Here is an 18338-nt window from a genome sequence, read left to right on the forward strand (position 1 = left end):
GATGCCGAGATGGGGAATCGAGAATCTGCACAGGGCGGGTACCCGCTATTTCCATGAGATAGAGAGCCGGCTCACCGGGGTCTCCGGCCCCGGTGTGCCGGCCGACAACGAGGCGGGGGTCATCGGCTGGGGCACGTCCTGGCGGATGCAGGGCTATCTGATGATGGCCGAGCGCACCGGCCGGCCCGCCTACGCCGAGCGGCTCGCCGAGCTGATCGACGACGTCCTGGACGCCCGCGACGACGTGCGCGGGGTCCGGGACCACCGGGGCCGCAGCCGCGGAGTGTGGTCCACCGCGGGCAAGTTCACGGCGGCGACCGCGGTGATCCCGGACACCGACGGCCGCCCGGCCCTGGAGGTCACGGTCTGCCCGCCGAGCGCCCACCTCGCCCGGTTCACGGTGGAGACGTACGGCGAGGGCCGCTTCGGCCTCACCCTGCCCGAGGTCCCGCGCCGCAAGGCCTGGGCGAGCGGGCCGCTGAGCCTGGACCCGGCGGACGAACTGCGCGCGGACCGGGCGCTGTACACGGCGTACACGCAGAAGGACGGGGTGACGGCCCGTCTGCTGCCCGGGGACGCCGCCCGCCGGATCCGCCCCGGCGTCTACGCGGCCCGGCCCGCGCTGGTGCCGCTGGCGGCGCAGACCGGCATGATCGTCCACCCGCTGGCGAGCCTGGCCCGGCTGGCCCGGGAACGCCCCGACGCCGTCCCGGCCTCCGTCCACGCCCGGATCGACGGCTACGTGGACGCGGCGGTCACGGCGATCGCGGCCCACGACGAGCAGTGGGTCACCACGGACGACGGCCGCGGCGCGTACCGCTGGCTGCCCGACGAGCCGGTCTCCTTCGCGGGCGCGGAGCTGCCGACCAACGAGTTCCTGGCGATGGGCCGGGCGCTGGTCCAGCTCGCCGTGGTCACCGGGGAGCCGGCGCACGCCGAACGGGCCGAGGCCATGGCCCGCTCGCTGCGCGACGACCTGACGATCACCGACGGGGTGGCGAGCTGGCCGTACTGGCCGAGCTTCGGCCACGTGTACCGCGGCTGGTCGCCCACCGGCTCCCCGGACACCGACGTCTCCCTGCTGCGCCCCGCGTACGCCCCGGTGACCGTCCCCGAGGACGTCACGCACGCCCTGATCGACCTGGACTTCCTCTGCCTCTACCAGGCGACCGCGCAGCTGCCGCCGGTCTTCACCCCGGCCGAGATGCGGGCCGTCGCCGCGACGTTCACCCGCAACGCCCTGCACCGCCGCGGGCTGCACCCCCGGCTGCGGCACGACGTCGGCGGCACGGGCCGCCCCGGCACCGACCGCGAGCAGGCGCACGTGGCCGCCTGGCTCCCGCTGCGCCAGTGGTCCCCGGCGATACCCCGCCAGGTCCGCCGCGTCCAGCCCGAACTCCCGCCGGCCCCGCTGATGGGCGTCGACACGTACTGCGGCGCTCTGCTGGCCCGTTGGGGATGAGCACAAAAGAAGGATCCCGCCCGATCTTCCGATCGGGCGGGATCCTTCGTGTCTGTGGACCTGTGGGGATTTGAACCCCAGACCCCCTCGATGCGAACGAGGTGCGCTACCAGACTGCGCCACAGGCCCTTGCGACGTGTGAAACATTAGCATCCCGATCGGGGTGGTTGGAAATCCGATCCCGCCGGCTCACCGTCGCACCGTCATTCGTTGGCCGCGCGGGGCCGGTCCTCGTCCGCGTACTGGTCGAACAGCGGGGTCCGGCCGTGGTCGCGGCCGCGGCGCTGCGGGGCGCTGCGCTGCCGCGGCGCGGGGGCCGGGGCGACGGTGGGCTCGGCCGTGGAGGAGCGGGCGGCGCTCCAGGTCTCCGGGTCCGTGATGTCGACGCCACCGGTGGCGCGCGGGGCGACCGGGGCCGTCACGTACGTGGGCAGCGGCACCGGCACGGGGTCCCAGCTGTCGCCGCGGACCGGGCCGCGCTCGCGCTGCTGGTCCACCCACTCGGCGTGGTCGGTCTGTTCGACCAGCGCCCGGCGGCCGGCCTCCTGCGGGGAGAGCGAGGGCTTGGGCTCCGGCTCGGGCCGGGCGGGCTCCTCGTCGGCCGCCTCCGGGGCGGGCTGCCGGCGCGGCCGGCTCTCGCGCAGCCGCTGCGCGGCCGCCTCGGCGCGCCGGCGGTCCATGACGTACACGAACCGGCGCCGCTCCTGCTTGCGCAGATGCACGATGTACGCGCTGAGCAGCACGGCCGGCACGGCCGGGGCCCACAGGAAGGCCAGGCCGCCGACCGCGGCGACGACGGAGCCGAGGGTGAAGGCGAGGAAGAGCATCACCGTGGTGCGCCGGCGGCGGGCCAGCACCTTGGAACGGCGGGCGCGCTCGGCCGCCGGACCGCCCTGGGGGCGCCGGCGGGCGGGCGCGGGGGCCGGCTCCTCGGGAAGCTCCAGGCGCGCCTCGGTCCTGGCCGCGGGCGCGGAGAAGGCCCGGACGTCGACCGAGCTCACGTGCTCGGTCTCTGCGTCCGGGTCGTCCTCGGGCCCGTCGACCACGTCGCGCTCCCGCAGCTCCCTGGCGTACCGGCGCTCCATGCCCGCCCGTCCGGACAGGAGCCGGATGGCGGTGCTGAAGCGTTCCGTCGGACGAGCCTCGTTGAGCTCGTCCTGCCTGCGGAGCCACATCGGCACCAAGTAGGCGGCCCAGGCCCCGACGATGACTGCGTAAATCAGGCCGCTGCTGCTCACGCCTCACACCGTAGAGGGGTTCGCCTGAAGGCATCGGCCAATTGAGCCGGTGTGTCGCACGATCTGGCTGATATCACTGAACTTTTTTGTGATTGTTCAGATCGATTGGCGGTCGACTGCTGACTAAATTCGAACACCTTTGTTATTTCATGGGTCGCGGGGGCGTCGGTCGTGCCTGGTGCCAGCGTCGCAGCAGCCCCTCCGGCACCTCCTCCGCCGTGAGCGCGAACACCAGATGGTCACGCCACGCACCGTCGATGTGGAGATAGCGCGGGCGCAGCCCTTCCTCGCGGAATCCCAATTTCTCCACCACCCGGCGGCTGGGGCCGTTCTCCGGTCGAATGCAGACTTCCATCCGGTGCAGGCCGACCGCGCGGAAGCAGTGGTCCACCGCGAGCGCGACCGCGGTCGGCATGACGCCGCGGCCCGCGACGTCCCGGTCGACCCAGTAGCCGACATGGCCCGAGCACATCGAGCCCCAGGTGATCCCGGCGACCGTGAGCTGGCCGACCAGCCGACCTTGGTACTCGATCACGAACGGCAGCATCCGCCCGGCGTTCGCCTCCGCGCGCAGGTGCCGCACCATCTGACGGTACGTCGGGCGCTGGGCGACCGGGCCGCCGGGCGCGGGCGGCGGGACGGTCGCCTCCCAGGGGCGCAGCCAGTCCCGGTTGCGCTGGTTCACCTCGCGCCAGGCACGGTGGTCGCGCAGCTTTATCGGACGCAGCACGACGTCGCCGTCGCTCAGGACCACGGGCCAGCTCGGAATCATGACGCCGCGCCCGCTTCCGCCGCCGGTCTCGGGTGGTCGCCGCCGCGGATCTGGTCGACCGCGTGCACCAGCAGCGGCTCCAGGACGGCCAGACCGTCCCGCACCCCGCCCGTCGAACCGGGCAGGTTCACGATCAGCGTGCGGCCCGCGACGCCCGCGAGCCCGCGTGACAGCGCGGCCGTGGGCACCTTCTCGCGGCCGTACGCCCGGATCGCCTCCGGGATGCCGGGGATCTCGTGGTCCAGCACCGCCCGGGTGACCTCGGGGGTCGCGTCGCCGGGCGCGATGCCCGTACCGCCGGTGGTGAGGACCACGTCGTACCCGGCCGCGACCGCCGCGCGCAGCGCCGCGCCGACAGGCTCGCCGTCCGGCACGACCTGCGGCCCGTCGACGGCGAAGCCGAGCGCGGCCAGGCCTGCCGCGAGGATCGGGCCCCCCTTGTCCTCGTACACCCCGGCGGCCGCCCGGTTGGAGGCGGTGACGACGAGGGCGCGGTACGCCGTGGTGCCATCGGTCGTCACGACGCCGGCTCCTCGCGCGTCCAGTGGCCCGACTTGCCGCCGGTCTTCTCCTCGACGCGGACGTCGGTGATGACCGCGCCCTTGTCGACGGCCTTGACCATGTCGACGACGGTCAGCGCCGCCACCGACACCGCCGTCAGGGCCTCCATCTCGACGCCCGTGCGGTCGGTGGTCTTCACCGTCGCCACGATCTCCACCGCGTCGTCCGCGACCGTCAGGTCCAGCTTCACACCGGAGACCGCCAGCGGGTGGCAGAGCGGGATCAGGTCCGGGGTCCGCTTCGCGCCCATGATCCCGGCGATCCGGGCCGTGGCGAGCGCGTCGCCCTTCGGGACGCCCTCGCCGCGCAGCAGCTCGACCACGCGCGGCGAGACGAGGACCCGTCCGCTCGCCCGGGCGGTGCGCGCGGTCACCTCCTTCGCGGAGACGTCGACCATGCGGGCCGCGCCCGCCTCGTCGATGTGGGTGAGTCCTTGCTGCGTGCTCATGGCGGTGACACTCCCGGTCGCTGTGTGGGACGACACGGTACCGCCACCATGCCCCACCGGTCCGTGCCGGACCACTCCGCGGCCGGGCGGGGCTCCCGCTCAGCCGAGCAGGACCACCTCCAGCTCCTCGCCGGGCTCCAGCGACGTCACGTCCTCCGGCACCACCAGCAGCGCGTCCGCGTGCGCCAGCGCCGCGATCAGGTGCGAGCCGGAGCCGCCGACCGGCGCGACCGTGCCGGACTCCGCGTCGTACCGGCCGCGCAGGAACTGCCGGCGGCCCTCGGGCGAGGTCAGCGCCCTGTCCGCCTTCAGCACCGCCCGCACCCGCGGCCGGTGCAGATCCTCCACGCCCATCAGCGCCCGGATCGCCGGCCGCACGAACAGCTCGAAGGACACGTACGAGGACACCGGGTTCCCCGGCAGCGCCAGCAGCGGCGTGTGCTCCGGGCCGATCGTGCCGAAGCCCTGCGGCTTGCCCGGCTGCATCGCCAGCTTGCGGAACTCCACCTCGCCGTCCGCCGTCAGCGCCTCCTTGACCACGTCGTACGCGCCGACGCTCACCCCGCCCGTGGTGACCAGCAGATCCGCCCGGATCAGCTGGTCCTCGATCGCGGCCCGCAGCGCCTCCGCGTCGTCGGCGACCGCGCCCACCCGGTACGCCAGCGCGCCCGCGTCGCGCGCCGCGGCCGCCAGCTGGAAGCTGTTCGAGTCGTAGATCTGGCCCTCGCCCAACTCCTCGCCGGGCTGCACCAGTTCGGTGCCGGTGGAGATCACCACCACGCGCGGCCGGGGCCGCACCCGCACCGTGCCGCGGCCGATCGCCGCGAGCAGACCGAGCTGCGGCGGGCCGAGTACCGTGCCCGCCTCAAGCGCCAGATCGCCCGCCTGCACATCGCTGCCGCGGGCCCGGACATGCGCCCGGCCCTTCGCCGGCCGGTAGATCCGAACCTCGCCGCCCGCGCCCTCCGGCGCGGCGCTCGCCGCCCGCATCCCCGTCGCCGCGCCGCCGCCCGTGCCGCCGTCGGTCCACTCCACCGGGACGACCGCCTCCGCGCCCGGCGGCAGCGGCGCACCCGTCATGATCCGCGCCGCCTCGCCCGGGCCGACCGTCGGCAGCCCGCCGGCCCCGGCCGCCACGTCGCCGATCACGGTCAGCACCGCCGGGTACTCCTCCGACGCCCCGGCCACGTCCGCGACGCGGACCGCGTAGCCGTCCATGGAGCTGTTGTCGAACGGGGGCAGCGCGACCGGCACCGTGACGTCCTCCACCAGGACGCAGCCCTGCGCGTCCGGCAGCTGCAGCTCGATCGGGTCGAGCGGCCCGACCGTCGCCAGAATGTCGTCCAGGTGCTCGTCGACCGACCACAGTCGGGCCGCCGAGGGTGCCGTACTGCTGCTCACCGCGCTACATCTCCTCGCTGACGAACCTGCGGAGCCAGGAACGGAAGTCCGGTCCGAGATCTTCACGTTCGCACGCCAGTCTGACAATGGCACGCAGATAGTTGCCGCGGTCGCCGGTGTCGTAACGGCGGCCCTTGAAGACGACGCCGTGCACCGGGCCGCCGACCTTCCCCGCGCCGGAAGGCGCTGAGTCATACGTCGCGGCCAGCTTCTGCAGCGCGTCCGTCAGCTGGATCTCGCCGCCGCGGCCCGGCTCGGTCTCCCGCAGTATCGCGAAGACCGCCGGGTCGAGGACATAGCGGCCGATGATCGCGTAGTTGCTCGGCGCCTCCTCCGGGGTCGGCTTCTCCACCAGATCGGTCACCTTGACCACGTCGGAGTCGACGGTCGCCTCGACCGCGGCGCAGCCGTACAGATGGATCTGCTCCGGCTCGACCTCCATCAGCGCGATCACGCTGCCGCCCTCGCGCTCCTGCACGTCCACCATCCGCGAGAGCAGCGGGTCGCGCGGGTCGATCAGGTCGTCGCCGAGCAGCACCGCGAACGGCTGGTCGCCGACGTGCGGGGCCGCGCACAGCACCGCGTGGCCGAGACCGCGCGGGGTGCCCTGGCGCACGTAGTGCATGGTGGCGAGGTCCGTGGACTCCTGGACCTTCTCGAGGCGCTCGATGTCGCCCTTGCGGGTCAGCGCCTCCTCCAGCTCGTAGTTCCGGTCGAAGTGGTCCTCCAGCGGCCGCTTGTTGCGGCCGGTGATCATGAGGACGTCGGTGAGTCCGGCGCCCACCGCCTCTTCGACGACGTACTGGATGGCAGGCTTGTCGACGACCGGCAGCATCTCCTTCGGAGTGGCCTTGGTCGCCGGCAGGAACCGGGTGCCGAGACCAGCGGCCGGGATGACAGCCTTGCTGATCCTGGGGAACGACTCAGTCATGCCGAGCACCCTATCCGTTCGGTATGGAAGAAAAGATGAGGCTCCGATTAAGTTCCGTGCCATAAGCAGCCATAAGAGAGGTTTGTGAATCAGCTGTGTCCGAGGACAAGTCCGAAAAGACGACCTTGCGCCGCCAACTCCTCTCCCGCCGGGCCCTGCTGAGCAGCGACGACACCGACACCGCCGCCCGCGCACTCGCCCGGAACGCCCTCGGCCTGGCCGAACTCGCCGGGGCCGGCACCGTCGCCGCGTACGTGTCCATCGGCGCCGAACCCGGCACCCGCGCCCTGATCGACGCCCTGCGCAAGCGCGGGGTGCGCGTCCTGCTGCCGGTGCTGCTGCCCGACAACGACCTGGACTGGGCGGTGTACGAGGGTGCCGAGCGCTTGGAGCGGGCCAGGCTCGGACTGCTCGAACCGGCCGGCGAACGGCTCGGCCCGGACGCCGTCTGCACCGCCGACACCGTGCTCCTGCCCGGCCTCGCCGTCGACGCCCGCGGCATGCGCCTGGGCCGCGGCGGCGGCTCGTACGACCGGGTCCTCGCCCGGCTCGCCCGCGCGGGCGCCGACCCGGCGCTCGTGGTGCTCCTGTACGCGGACGAGGTGGTCGCGCGGGTCCCGGAGGAACCGCACGACCACCCCGTCCAGGCGGTGGTGACGCCGGAGGGCGTCCACCGCTTCTGAGTTCTCTGCGCTGGGCCTTCTGCCGGAGCCGGGCCCGCTCAGCCGGCCTTCGGCTTGAGGACCAGGGTGTCCTTCGTCGCCGCGGCCACGGCCTGCTCGCCGTAGGCCCAGTCGAGCAGCTCGCCCTCGGCCCACTTGTCCGTCTGGTCGGTGTAGTGCCCGTTGTACGCGTGGCCCGAGGCGCCGCTCAGGTTGATCCAGCGGGACCGGTCCCAGTCGCCGACGTTGACGACCATCCGCATCGACGGCACCCAGACCACCTCGTAGCCGGCGGCCGCGTTCCAGCCGGTCGCGTTCACCGCGGCCTCGCCGCCGCCCAGGTTCCACGGGCCGCGGTTGAGCATCCCCTGCAGGAAGCCGGGGCCCGCCTTGCCGAGGGTCTGGTTCTCCAGCGTCAGCTGGTGCAGACGGCCCCACGACCAGGTCGACACGTCCTTGCCGAGCTTCGCCGTCAGCTCCCAGCGGGCGTCCTTCATGGCCTGTGCGAGCAGCTGGTCACGGGTCTCGGTCGGGGCGTTCGTCCGGTTGCCCGGCGTCTTCCACCAGTCGCTGTTCTCGTTCTTCAGCAGCGGGCGTACCACCTCGTACCAGCGGTCGCCGCCGTCCGGCTGCGCCGAGCCCGCCTCGCGCTGACCGCACTCGCGGACCAGCTTGTTCTGCTCGTCGACCGGGCCGGTGGAGTCGGCCTTGCGCACGTTGATGCAGTCGCCCTCGACCCGCATCTCCTTCGGCAGCTTGTTGCCGAAGGACAGCTTGAGCACGTTGCGCCAGACCGCGTTGAAGTACGCGGCCGCCGCCGAGTCCGGCTCCTGGGTGTAGTCCCAGCCCTCGAGGAGCTTCTGCGCCTCGCGGACGTACGGGTCGGAGACGTCGATCTTCAGCAGCAGCGGGTTCAGCAGCGTGGCGATCTCGCTGCGGTTGTCCGTCTGCATGGTGCGCATGTCGTCCGGCGAGATCTTGCCGCCGTCCTTGATCTTCGACTCGATCAGGTCGTTGATGCGCTGGCTGCGGGCGCCGTAGCCCCAGTCCTTGGTGAGCAGTTCCGGGTACTGGGCGTTCACCACGGCCTGGTTGGCGGTGACGATGTAGCCGCGCGCGGGGTTGTACTCGTACGGCAACTCGTCGTACGGGATGTAGCTCTTCCACTTGTACCGGGAGTCCCAGCCCGGGGCGGGCAGGGTGCCGTCGCCCTTGGCGCGGACCGGGATCTTGCCGGGGGCCTGGTAGCCGATGCTGCCCTTGGTGTCGGCGTAGACGAGGTTCTGCGAGGGGACCTCGAACTTGGCCGCCGCGGCCTGGAACTGCTTGAAGTCCTTGGCCCGGTTGAGCTCGAACACGGCGTCCATGGACGTGCCGGGCTGGAGCGCCGTCCACTGCAGCGAGACGGCGTAGCCGTCGCCGCGGTCCGGGGCGACGTTGTCGACCGGGGCCTCCTCGCCGACCCGCTCCAGCTCGGAGGAACGGTCGGAGATCAGCGGGCCGTGGCCGGTGGAGCGGACCGTGATGAGCCGGCTGCCGCCGCCCGCGATCTTGATCGTCTCGTCGCGGACGGTGAACTTCCGGCGGCGGCCGTCGACCAGGTAGCCGTCGTCGCTGATCTTCTCCAGGTACAGGTCGGTCACGTCCGCGCCGAGGTTGGTGAAGCCCCAGGCGATGTCGGCGTTGTGGCCGATGATCGCGCCCGGCGTGCCGGAGAACGTGTAGCCGGCGACGTCGTAGCGGCAGCTCGCGGACACGGTGCGGCAGTGCAGACCCATCTGGTACCAGAGGCTCGGCAGCATCGGCGCGAGGTGCGGATCGTTGGCGAGCAGCGGCTTGCCCGAGGTCGTGTACCTGCCGGAGACGACCCAGGAGTTCGAGCCGATGCCGTTGCCGTTCGGGCCGAGCAGGGCCGGGACCTCGTCGAGCGCGTCGGACAGCGCGGCCAGCTGGGACTGCATCCCGACGACGGCGTCTGCGGGCGAACCGGCGTGCGGGGACCGCTCGTCGGCGCTCTGCGCGCCGCCCTGCCGGCCCTTCCCGTCCCCCTTGCCGCCCTCGGCCTTGGGATCGAACTTCCCGGTCGTCTCGTCGACGCCGCCCTGCGTGACGATCGGCTGGTGCAGGGCGTACGGGTACGCCGGGTACAGGTCCTTGATCTGCTGCCCGCTGAGCCGGCTGGTCATCAGCGAACGGTCGATCTCGTCCTGCATGTTGCCGCGCAGGTCCCAGGCCATCGCCTTGAGCCAGGCCACCGAGTCCACCGGCGACCACGGCTCGATCGCGTAGTCGTGGGAGAAGGCCAGGGCCGCGTACTCGACCGAGATCTCCTCGTTGCCCTTGCCCTTGAGGTAGGCGTTGACGCCGTCCGCGTACGCCTGGAGGTTCTTCTTCGTCTCCGCGGACAGCACGCTGTCGTACTCGGTCTGCGCGACCCGGCGCCAGCCGAGGGTGCGCAGGAAGGCGTCGGTGTCGACCTGGCTCCTGCCGAACATCTCCGAGAGGCGGCCCGCGGTCATGTGCCGGCGGACGTCCATCTCGTAGAAGCGGTCCTGCGCGTGGACGAAGCCCTGCGCGCGGAAGAGGTCCGCCTCGCTGTCGGCGTAGATCTGCGGGATCCCGTACGCGTCGCGCTTGACGTCGACCGGGCCGGACAGGCCCTCGATCTCGATCGTGCCGGAGGTCTGCGGGAACGACGCCCGGACGGTGCTCACGCCCCAGTAGCCGCCGTACCCGGCGCCCGCGAGCACTGCCAGGACCAGGACGATGACGATCAGGCGGGCGCGTCGCCCCTTCTTCTTGGCGGGAGGGGCGGTGGTGTTGGAGGGCATCGCTGTCCTTCGAGCGGCAGGGTGGTCCTGGAGTGCTGGGAGCAACCATAGGCGCAGCACTCCTTCGGCCCGGACGCGGAGTCAGTAAGGAGACAGGAAGGAGACCTGGCCCCGTCAAGAAAGCGTTAAAGATTAGGTAAGGTAACGAAGTACCGGCTGCCAGGAGGAACGATCCGGCCGCCGCCGAGGGGAAGGGAACGCGCCCTGACTGTCCACCAGCTCAACGAACTCCTGCTCGTCTGCTCGCTCGTGCTGCTCGTCGCCGTCGCGGCGGTGCGGATCTCCTCCCGCAGCGGGCTCCCCAGCCTGCTGCTCTACCTCGGGATCGGCGTCCTCATCGGCCAGGACGGCATCGGCAACGTCGCCTTCGACAACGCCGAACTCACGCAGGTCATCGGCTACGGCGCCCTCGTGGTGATCCTCGCCGAGGGCGGCCTGGGCACCCAGTGGAAGGAGATCAAACCCGCGTTGCCCGCGGCGGCCGTACTGTCGACCGTCGGCGTCGCGGCGAGCGTGGGCATCACCGCCGCAGGCGCGCACTACCTCGTCGGACTGGAATGGCGCCAGGCCCTGATCATCGGCGCGGTCGTCTCCTCGACCGACGCCGCCGCGGTCTTCTCCGTCCTGCGCAAGGTGCCGCTGCCGTCCCGGGTGACCGGCGTCCTGGAAGCCGAGTCCGGCTTCAACGACGCCCCCGTCGTCATCCTCGTCGTCGCCTTCTCGGCGGCCGGACCCGTCGAGCACTGGTACCTGCTCGTCGGCGAGATCGCCCTGGAACTCGCCATCGGCGCCGCCGTCGGCCTCGCCGTCGGCTTCCTCGGCGCATACGGGCTGCGGCGCATCGCCCTGCCGGCCTCCGGCCTCTACCCGATCGCCGTGATGGCGATCGCGGTCACCGCCTACGCGGCCGGCGCGCTGGCGCACGGCTCGGGCTTCCTCGCCGTCTATCTGGCCTCGATGGTGCTCGGCAACGCCAGGCTGCCGCACCAGCCGGCCAACCGCGGCTTCGCCGAGGGGCTCGGCTGGATCGCCCAGATCGGCATGTTCGTACTGCTCGGCCTGCTGGTGACCCCGCACAACCTCGGCCAGGACTTCTGGGCCGCGGTGGTCATCGGCCTGGTGCTCACCGTCGTCGCCCGGCCACTGTCGGTCTTCCTCAGCCTGCTGCCGTTCCGGCTGCCGTGGCCCGAGCAGGCCCTGATGTCCTGGGCCGGGCTGCGCGGAGCGGTACCGATCATCCTGGCGACCATCCCGATGGTCGCCGGGGTCGAGGAGAGCGAGCGGCTGTTCAACATCGTCTTCGTGCTGGTCGTCGTCTACACCCTGGTCCAGGGGCCGACGCTGCCGTGGCTGGCGAAGGCGCTGAAGCTGGGCGACCGGGGGGAGGCGGCCGACCTCGGCATCGAGTCGGCGCCGCTGGAGCGGCTGCGCGGGCATCTACTCTCCGTGGCGATCCCGGAGGAGTCGAGGATGCACGGCGTGGAGGTCGCCGAGCTGCGCCTGCCGGCCGGAGCGGCGGTCACCCTCGTCGTCCGGGAGGAGAAGAGCTTCGTCCCCGGCCCGTCCACGGTGCTGCGGCGCGGCGACGAGCTCCTCGTCGTGGCGACGGACCCGGTGCGGGACGCGACCGAACGACGGCTGCGGGCCGTGGGCCACGGCGGCAAGCTGGCCGGCTGGCTGGGCACCGCCGGCGCCACGGGCGTGATGCGCGGCGGCGCGGAAGGCGCCCGCCGCCCCCGGGGCGGCCCCGGCGGCGCCCGCGGCGGCATCCGCAAGGGCCGAGGCTGGGGCCGAGGCGGCCTGAGGCACTGAGGACGCTGAGGCGCGGGGCGGCGTCCGACCGGAGGTGTCCCGCGAAGAACGTCCGGTTAATCACAGGCGTACATAGGGAACGGTCGATATTTTCCCAGGCAGAAACCGGCCGTTCCCTGTACCATCAAGGAACACACTGATCGACCAACTCTGCCTGACGCAGAGCTGGCGCGACCGTATGGCGGCCGTGACACCCCTCCCGCAGCGGGGTGGCCTGGTATCTACCGCAGTTCAGCGCAAGAGGACAGCTCTCGGCGACTCCCGGCATCCCAGGGGCGCTACCAGGCGGCAGAAAGGCCAGGACCGTGGCATCCACGGTCACCACGTCCGCTGCGAAGCGCCCCGGGTACGGACAACTCCTGCGCACCCCCGGCGCCCTTTCTTTCCTCCTGCCCGGCTTCCTGGCCCGGCAGCCCTTCGCGATGCTGACCATCGGCATCGTCCTGCTCGTCCAGCACACCACCGGCTCGTACGGCAGCGCCGGCGCCGTCGCCGCCGTCACCGGTGTCTCGATGGCGCTGTTCGCCCCGCAGAGCGGCAAGCTCGCCGACCGCTTCGGCCAGCGCGCCGTCCTCGTCCCCGGCGTCCTGATCCACACCGCCGCCGTCGCCGCCCTGGTCACCCTCGCCCTGGCCGGCGCCCCGATGTGGGCGCTGCTGCTGGCCGCCGTGCCCACCGGCGCGTCCGTCCCGCAGATCGGCCCGATGGTCCGGGCCCGCTGGGCGGCCAAGCTCGACGGCAACCCGCTGATGCCCACCGCCGCCGCCTGGGAGTCGGTGACGGACGAGTTCACCTTCGTCGTCGGCCCGGTCCTCGCGACCGCCCTGTGCACCGGCGTCCACCCGGCGGCCGGCCTGATCGCCGAGGCCACGCTGACCCTCCTCGGCGGCCTGTTCTTCGCCGCCCAGCGCGCCACCCAGCCCGCGTACGGCGCGATCGCCGCCGCGACCGCCGGGCCACCCGCCTCCGCCCTGTCGATCCCCGGCGTCCGCGTCCTGGCCATCGCCTTCCTGGGCATCGGCTCGGTCTTCGGCGGCATGCAGGTCTCGCTGACCGCCTTCACCGAGGAGATCGGCAACCCCGGCATGAACGGCGTCCTGTACGGCGTCTTCGCCGCCGGCAACATGCTGGCCGGCGTCGCCTGCGGTGCCATCGCCTGGAAGATCGGACCGCGCCGCCGGCTGATCCTCGGCTACGTGGGTCTGACCATCGCCGCCTCCCTTCTGTGGTCGGTCCACTCCGCGCTTCTCCTCGGCGCGCTCGGCCTGGTCGTCGGCCTGTGCATCGCCCCGGCCCTGATCACCGGCTACACCATCGTCGAGACCCTCGTCCCGGCGTCGGCCCGCACCGAGGCCTTCACCTGGCTGACCGGCGCCGTGGCGCTGGGCCAGGCCGCCGCCGTCACCGTCGCCGGCCGACTGGCCGACGCGCACGGCGCGACCGCCGGATTCCTGGTCCCGATGGTCGGCACGCTGCTGGCCCTGGCCACCCTCGTAACCCTCCGCTCCCGCCTCGCCCCCCAGGCGCCGAGCCGGATCGCGGCACGTGGGATCGGTCACCGAGTGCCGGTGACGGTGGACTGATCCGACGGAATACGTCACTATGGATCGTCGTTAGCACTCATCGAGTGAGAGTGCCAGGAGGAAGACAAGTGCCGACCTACCAGTACCAGTGCACCGAGTGCGGCGAGGGCCTCGAGGCGGTGCAGAAGTTCACCGATGACGCTCTGACCGAGTGCCCCAACTGCAAGGGCCGCCTGAAGAAGGTGTTCTCGGCCGTCGGCATCGTGTTCAAGGGCTCCGGCTTCTACCGGAACGACAGCCGCGGCTCGTCGTCCAGCAGCTCGCCGGCCGCCTCCAAGTCGTCCTCGTCGACGTCTTCGACCTCCTCTTCGTCTTCGGACTCCAAGCCCGCCGCGAGCACGTCGAGCTCTTCGTCGAGTTCCTCGTCTTCCTCCGGCTCCACCTCGGCCGCCTGACCGGCCCCGCCGACCTTCCCGTGGACCCCGCCGCACTCCGGCGGGGTCCACGGCGTTCCCGGGGGGCTACGTTCCCCTGGGTCCACGGCGTACCCGGGGTCCACGTTCCCCTGGGTCCACGGCGTACCCGGGGTCCACGTTCCCCGGGGTCCACGGCGTACCCCGGGAATCCGGCTCCCGGTACCCCGGGAATCCGGCTCCCGTGACCACTGTCCGTCTCCCGGGCCAGCAGGGCAATCACCGCCCGGGGTGAGGAAGTTGTCCACAATCGCCCCGTAGTCCACAGGCTCAAGCAGGATTCCGGCGGAGGGCGGATGGTGGAGGTGCTCCGGACGTCCCGGGGCCTCTCGCACGAGACAGGCGGTGCCCGTCATGCCCTTCAACTCCCGCCCCTCCACCACGCCCTCCGCAACCTCCATCGCCCCCGCCGGCTACCTGCCGCACGTCCCCGCACCGGGCACGGTGCCGCAGTTCCCGCCCGTACGGGTGCGCGGCGGCCGGCGGCGACTGCCGCGCACCCCGCGGCGCGGGCGCCGTACACCCGCAGCGATCCTCGCGACGGCCGCCGCCGCCCTCGCGGCCACGGGCACGGTGAGCACGGTGTCCGCGGAGAGCCCCGCGGACCGGGCCGCACTCGCCCGCGAGAAACGGAAACCCCCCGCCGTACGGCTGGTGTCCGCGCCCGTGCGGATCGCGGACGCCGCGACCGTCCGCCTGCTGCGCCCCGGCGACCGCGTCGACGTCATCGCCGCCGCCAACTCCCCCACGGGAGAAGAGACCGACGCCCGCGTGATCGCGACCAGCGCCCGAGTGGCGGGAGTTCCCCGTGCGGGCGAGACTCGTCCGGACGGCGGAGCGCTGGTCGTCCTGTCCGTCCCACGGTCCACCGCGACGGCCCTCGCCGGCGCCTCCGCCACCTCCCGACTGGCGGTGACGCTGTGCTGATTCGCACGGGCGGCCTGTCAAGTAACCGGTCCGTGTGTACGGATTGGACGTTCCTGCACCCTTCACGGCGTAATGGCTCCGCCAACTCCACAAGCGACGAAAGGCGCCCTGGTGAGCCAGAAGAAGAAGGAGAGCGTGCTGGACGGCTTCAAGGCCTTCCTGATGCGCGGGAACGTGATCGACCTGGCGGTCGCGGTCGTCATCGGCGCGGCCTTCACGAACATCGTGAACTCCGTTGTGAAGGGCGTCATCAACCCGCTCGTCGGCGCCTTCGGCACCAAGGACCTGGAGAGCTATCAGTCCTGCCTCAAGGGCCCCTGCGAGGTGGACCAGGCGGGGAACGTCGTTTCCGGCATCCCGATCATGTGGGGCACGGTCCTCAGCGCCTGCCTGAGCTTCCTCATCACCGCCGCTGTCGTCTACTTCCTCATGGTCCTGCCGATGGCGAGGGTCCTGGCCCGGCGCGCCGCGCACGACAAGGCGAAGGAAGGCGTCCAGGAGACCCTGGAGGTCAGCGAGCTGGAGGTGCTGAAGGAGATCCGCGACCACCTCGTCCACCAGCGCGGCTCCGGCGAGTCGATCACGAAGGCGGGACGTCCCACCTCCTAGCCGGCCGGGGCCGGCGTCAGAGGTGGTGCGGCGGCTTCTCGTCGAGGAAGCGCGCGAGGTCGGCGGCGCTGTCGCCACCGGGAGGCCGCTCGCCCCACCCACGGTCCGTATCGTCCGCGGACTGCTGGTCCAGTGGATCGTCGAAGATCAGCTTCGGCTTGGGACGGGCCTCGGGCTGCTTCGCGTCTCGCGGTCCGTGGGCGGGGGCGGTACTCATACCCCCAGGGTACGCCGGGGCGTCGCCCCGCCCGCGTGCCGAGCGTGGCCCTCCGCACGCGCCTCTGCTGTGCTGGGGCGCATGACACAACCGTTCCTGCCGCTGACCGCGCGCTCCCGCGAGGAGTCGCACCGCGCGGCCACCCCGCTCGAGCTGTTCTTCGACCTCTGCTTCGTCGTGGCCGTCGCCCAGGCGGGCGCGGAGTTCGTGCACGCGGTCGCCGAGGGCCACGCCGGCGAGGGCCTGGCCTCGTACGCCCTGGTCTTCTTCGCGATCTGGTGGGCGTGGATGAACTTCACCTGGTTCGCCTCCGCCTACGACAACGACGACGTGCTCTACCGCGTCGTCACCCTCGTACAGATCGCCGGCGTCCTCATCCTCGCCGCGGGTATCTCACGGGCCTTCGAGGACCACGACTTCCTGGTCGTGTTCCTCGGCTACCTGGTGATGCGGCTGGCGATGGCGAGCCAGTGGCTGCGGGCGGCGCACCACGCCGGTTCGGCCGCCGAGCGGACCCTGTGCCGCCGGTACGCGGGCGGGGTGATCGCCGTCCAGATCGGCTGGGTCTCGGTGCTGCTCGTACCCGAGACGGCGCGGCCCTGGGTGTTCCTGGTGATGGCGCTGCTGGAGCTGGCGGTTCCGATGTATGCGGAGAAGGACGTCACGACGGCGTGGCATCCGCACCACATCGCGGAGCGGTACGGCCTGTTCACCATCATCGTGCTCGGTGAGTCGGTCGCCGCGGCGACGGTGGCCGTGAAGTCCGGGGTGCGCGAGCACGACGCGCTCGGCGAGCTGCTGCCGATCGCGGCGGGCGGGCTGCTGATCGTCTTCGCGGCGTGGTGGATCTACTTCGTCGTGCCGGCCCACGACCGGCTCACGGAGAACCGGCAGGGGTTCCTGTGGGGTTACGGCCACTACGTGATCTTCGCTTCGGCGGCGGCGATCGGCGCGGGCATCGAGATCGCGGTCGAGCAGGCCGTGGGCAAGGCACATCTGTCCACGCTGGCGGCCTCGTCCGCGGTGACGATCCCGACGGCGGTGTTCCTGCTGTCGGTGTGGCTGCTGCACGCCCGGTACTTCAAGGTCGGCATCGCCCAGCAGCTGGTGCTGCCGGTGTCGGCGCTGGCGATCCTGATGTGCACCTTCGCCGGTCACTGGGCGGTTCTGGCGGCCGGCCTGGTCGCGGCGGCCACGGTCGCCGTCGGGGTGACGCTCACGCAGCGCAATCCGACGACCCGGCACTGACCGCCGTGGTAGGCAGAGAGGCATGACGCATCAGGAGGCGGACGGACGGTACGAGGGGCACAGCGGAGGGCACGACGGACAGCCCGACGAGCGGCACGACGGGCGGCACGACGGGCTCACGGATGTGGCCGGTCTGCGCGTGGGACATGCGCGGGTGGCCGGGCCGGGGGCGCTGAGCGGCACGACCGTCGTACTCGCCCCGGAGGGCGGGTCGGTGGCCGCCGTGGACGTGCGCGGCGGCGGGCCGGGGACGCGGGAGACGGACGCGCTCGATCCGCGGAACCTGGTCCAGCGGATCGAGGCGGTGGTGCTGACCGGAGGCAGCGCGTACGGACTGGAGTCGGCGGCCGGGGTGATGGCCTGGCTTGAGGAGCGGGGGCGCGGGGTGCGGGTCGGCCCGGACCCGACGCATGTGGTGCCGGTCGTGCCGGCGGCCTGCGTGTTCGACCTGGGCCGCGGCGGCGACTTCAGGGCGCGGCCGGACGCGTCGACGGGCCGGGCCGCCGTGGAGGCCGCGGCCGCGTCGGAGTTCGGTGCGCCCGTGGAGTGCGGGGCGGTCGGCGCGGGCACGGGCGCGGTGGTCGGCGGCATGAAGGGCGGCGTCGGCACGGCGAGCACGGTCCTGCCGTCCGGCATCACCGTGGCCGCCCTGGTCGTGGTCAACGCGGTCGGCTCCGCGCTGGACCCGGCGACCGGTGCACTCTACGGCCGGTTCTTCGAACCGCCGTACGGGGCGGGTGGGGTGGGCGGGGGAGGGGAGGGGGAGGGGCCCCTCCCCCCGTACGCGCCCGATCCCGCCGTTCATGCCGCGGCGACGGAGCGGTTGGCGCGGGCGGCCGGGGGGAGGGCGGCGCCGCCGATGAACACGACGCTCGCGGTGGTCGCCACGGACGCGGATCTCACCCGGGCGCAGGCGCAGAAGCTTGCGGGGACGGCGCACGACGGCATCGCGCGCGCCATCCGGCCGGTGCATCTTCTGAACGACGGCGACACCGTTTTCGCGCTGGCGACCGGGGAGCGTCCGCTGCCGGAGGAGGGCGGTCCGCTGGCCCCTAACGAGATCCTCGCGGCCGGCGCGGACATGGTGACCCGGGCGATCGTGCGGGCGGTACGGGCCGCGGAGGGGGTGTCGGGGCCGGGCGGCGACTTCCCCTCGTACACGGATCTGTACGGGCCCGGAACGGTGAAGAAGGAAGACGGGTAAGGGAGTTGGGGGCGTGCGG

17 protein-coding genes and 1 tRNA gene are annotated in these 18338 nt (G+C 72.4%); 9 read left to right on the forward strand and 9 right to left on the reverse strand.

What is annotated here, in order from left to right; translation table 11 throughout:
- Position 1 precedes the first annotated feature (1 nt).
- Positions 2-1462 carry a hypothetical protein gene (locus tag ACGFMM_RS07450; protein WP_393644040.1) on the forward strand — a complete coding sequence of 487 codons (1461 nt, stop codon included), beginning with the start codon at positions 2-4 and terminating at the stop codon, positions 1460-1462.
- Positions 1463-1517: 55 nt separating this feature from the next.
- Here ACGFMM_RS07450 and ACGFMM_RS07455 read toward each other — a convergent pair.
- From ACGFMM_RS07455 to galU, 7 genes are all read right to left on the reverse strand, one after another.
- Positions 1518-1591: transfer RNA gene (locus ACGFMM_RS07455), tRNA-Ala, on the reverse strand.
- 74 nt (positions 1592-1665) lie between these two features.
- On the reverse strand, positions 1666-2700 hold the full coding sequence (locus ACGFMM_RS07460; RefSeq protein ID WP_393644041.1) for a hypothetical protein: 1035 nt from the start codon (positions 2698-2700) through the stop codon (positions 1666-1668).
- Between the two features lie 142 nt (positions 2701-2842).
- Entirely contained in the window at positions 2843-3472 is a 630-nt protein-coding gene (locus tag ACGFMM_RS07465; RefSeq protein ID WP_393644043.1) for a GNAT family N-acetyltransferase, read from the reverse strand.
- A complete protein-coding gene (locus tag ACGFMM_RS07470) occupies positions 3469-3993 on the reverse strand; it encodes a molybdenum cofactor biosynthesis protein B (protein ID WP_393644044.1) in 525 nt (174 codons plus the stop codon). The genes ACGFMM_RS07465 and ACGFMM_RS07470 overlap by 4 nt, the downstream gene beginning before the upstream one ends.
- The gene (gene moaC, locus ACGFMM_RS07475) at positions 3990-4481 is read right to left on the reverse strand and encodes a cyclic pyranopterin monophosphate synthase MoaC (protein WP_393644045.1); all 492 of its coding nucleotides are present in this window, start codon (positions 4479-4481) and stop codon (positions 3990-3992) included. Before moaC ends, ACGFMM_RS07470 begins: the two co-directional genes overlap by 4 nt.
- 99 nt (positions 4482-4580) lie before the next feature.
- Positions 4581-5882: a gephyrin-like molybdotransferase Glp gene (glp, locus tag ACGFMM_RS07480; RefSeq protein ID WP_393644047.1), complete on the reverse strand. Its 1302-nt coding sequence runs from the start codon at positions 5880-5882 to the stop codon at positions 4581-4583.
- Positions 5883-5886: 4 nt separating this feature from the next.
- Positions 5887-6813 (reverse strand): UTP--glucose-1-phosphate uridylyltransferase GalU, encoded by a 927-nt coding sequence (gene galU, locus ACGFMM_RS07485; protein ID WP_393644049.1) that lies wholly within the window; start codon positions 6811-6813, stop codon positions 5887-5889.
- 95 nt (positions 6814-6908) lie between these two features.
- On the opposite strand from galU, the gene ACGFMM_RS07490 reads away from it, so the two are divergent.
- Entirely contained in the window at positions 6909-7496 is a 588-nt protein-coding gene (locus ACGFMM_RS07490; RefSeq protein WP_393644051.1) for a 5-formyltetrahydrofolate cyclo-ligase, read from the forward strand.
- A gap of 38 nt (positions 7497-7534) precedes the next feature.
- Here the strand turns inward: ACGFMM_RS07490 and ACGFMM_RS07495 are convergent, their stop codons facing one another.
- Entirely contained in the window at positions 7535-10306 is a 2772-nt protein-coding gene (locus ACGFMM_RS07495; RefSeq protein WP_393644053.1) for a penicillin acylase family protein, read from the reverse strand.
- Positions 10307-10555: 249 nt separating this feature from the next.
- On the opposite strand from ACGFMM_RS07495, the gene ACGFMM_RS07500 reads away from it, so the two are divergent.
- The 5 genes from ACGFMM_RS07500 (at position 10556) to mscL (ending at position 15650) form a co-directional block, all read left to right on the forward strand.
- Positions 10556-12118 carry a potassium/proton antiporter gene (locus tag ACGFMM_RS07500; protein ID WP_393644055.1) on the forward strand — a complete coding sequence of 521 codons (1563 nt, stop codon included), beginning with the start codon at positions 10556-10558 and terminating at the stop codon, positions 12116-12118.
- A gap of 305 nt (positions 12119-12423) precedes the next feature.
- On the forward strand, positions 12424-13701 hold the full coding sequence (locus tag ACGFMM_RS07505; protein WP_393644057.1) for an MFS transporter: 1278 nt from the start codon (positions 12424-12426) through the stop codon (positions 13699-13701).
- A 68-nt stretch (positions 13702-13769) separates the two neighbouring features.
- Positions 13770-14096: an FmdB family zinc ribbon protein gene (locus ACGFMM_RS07510; protein WP_393644059.1), complete on the forward strand. Its 327-nt coding sequence runs from the start codon at positions 13770-13772 to the stop codon at positions 14094-14096.
- Between the two features lie 372 nt (positions 14097-14468).
- On the forward strand, positions 14469-15041 hold the full coding sequence (locus ACGFMM_RS07515) for an RcpC/CpaB family pilus assembly protein (protein WP_393644061.1): 573 nt from the start codon (positions 14469-14471) through the stop codon (positions 15039-15041).
- Positions 15042-15152: 111 nt separating this feature from the next.
- Positions 15153-15650 carry a large conductance mechanosensitive channel protein MscL gene (gene mscL / locus ACGFMM_RS07520; protein ID WP_393644063.1) on the forward strand — a complete coding sequence of 166 codons (498 nt, stop codon included), beginning with the start codon at positions 15153-15155 and terminating at the stop codon, positions 15648-15650.
- Between the two features lie 16 nt (positions 15651-15666).
- Here mscL and ACGFMM_RS07525 read toward each other — a convergent pair whose 3' ends face one another.
- A complete protein-coding gene (locus ACGFMM_RS07525) occupies positions 15667-15867 on the reverse strand; it encodes a hypothetical protein (RefSeq protein WP_393644065.1) in 201 nt (66 codons plus the stop codon).
- A gap of 81 nt (positions 15868-15948) precedes the next feature.
- On the opposite strand from ACGFMM_RS07525, the gene ACGFMM_RS07530 reads away from it, so the two are divergent.
- Both ACGFMM_RS07530 and ACGFMM_RS07535 read left to right on the forward strand, forming a co-directional pair.
- Complete coding sequence (locus ACGFMM_RS07530) at positions 15949-17115, forward strand: low temperature requirement protein A (RefSeq protein ID WP_393644067.1); 1167 nt, start codon at positions 15949-15951, stop codon at positions 17113-17115.
- A 22-nt stretch (positions 17116-17137) separates the two neighbouring features.
- Positions 17138-18319: a P1 family peptidase gene (locus ACGFMM_RS07535; RefSeq protein WP_393644069.1), complete on the forward strand. Its 1182-nt coding sequence runs from the start codon at positions 17138-17140 to the stop codon at positions 18317-18319.
- Positions 18320-18338 lie beyond the last annotated feature (19 nt).

The sequence above is a fragment of the Streptomyces sp. NPDC048604 genome (assembly GCF_043199435.1).
Classification (GTDB): domain Bacteria; phylum Actinomycetota; class Actinomycetes; order Streptomycetales; family Streptomycetaceae; genus Streptomyces.

Coding starts and splice junctions, on each gene's coding strand:
- ACGFMM_RS07450 (WP_393644040.1), top strand. CDS start 2: ATGCCGAGATGGGGAATCGAGAATCTGCACAGGGCGGGTACCCGCTAT.
- ACGFMM_RS07465 (WP_393644043.1), bottom strand. CDS start 3,472: ATGATTCCGAGCTGGCCCGTGGTCCTGAGCGACGGCGACGTCGTGCTG.
- moaC (WP_393644045.1), bottom strand. CDS start 4,481: ATGAGCACGCAGCAAGGACTCACCCACATCGACGAGGCGGGCGCGGCC.
- galU (WP_393644049.1), bottom strand. CDS start 6,813: ATGACTGAGTCGTTCCCCAGGATCAGCAAGGCTGTCATCCCGGCCGCT.
- ACGFMM_RS07495 (WP_393644053.1), bottom strand. CDS start 10,306: ATGCCCTCCAACACCACCGCCCCTCCCGCCAAGAAGAAGGGGCGACGC.
- ACGFMM_RS07515 (WP_393644061.1), top strand. CDS start 14,469: ATGCCCTTCAACTCCCGCCCCTCCACCACGCCCTCCGCAACCTCCATC.
- ACGFMM_RS07525 (WP_393644065.1), bottom strand. CDS start 15,867: ATGAGTACCGCCCCCGCCCACGGACCGCGAGACGCGAAGCAGCCCGAG.
- ACGFMM_RS07530 (WP_393644067.1), top strand. CDS start 15,949: ATGACACAACCGTTCCTGCCGCTGACCGCGCGCTCCCGCGAGGAGTCG.
- ACGFMM_RS07535 (WP_393644069.1), top strand. CDS start 17,138: ATGACGCATCAGGAGGCGGACGGACGGTACGAGGGGCACAGCGGAGGG.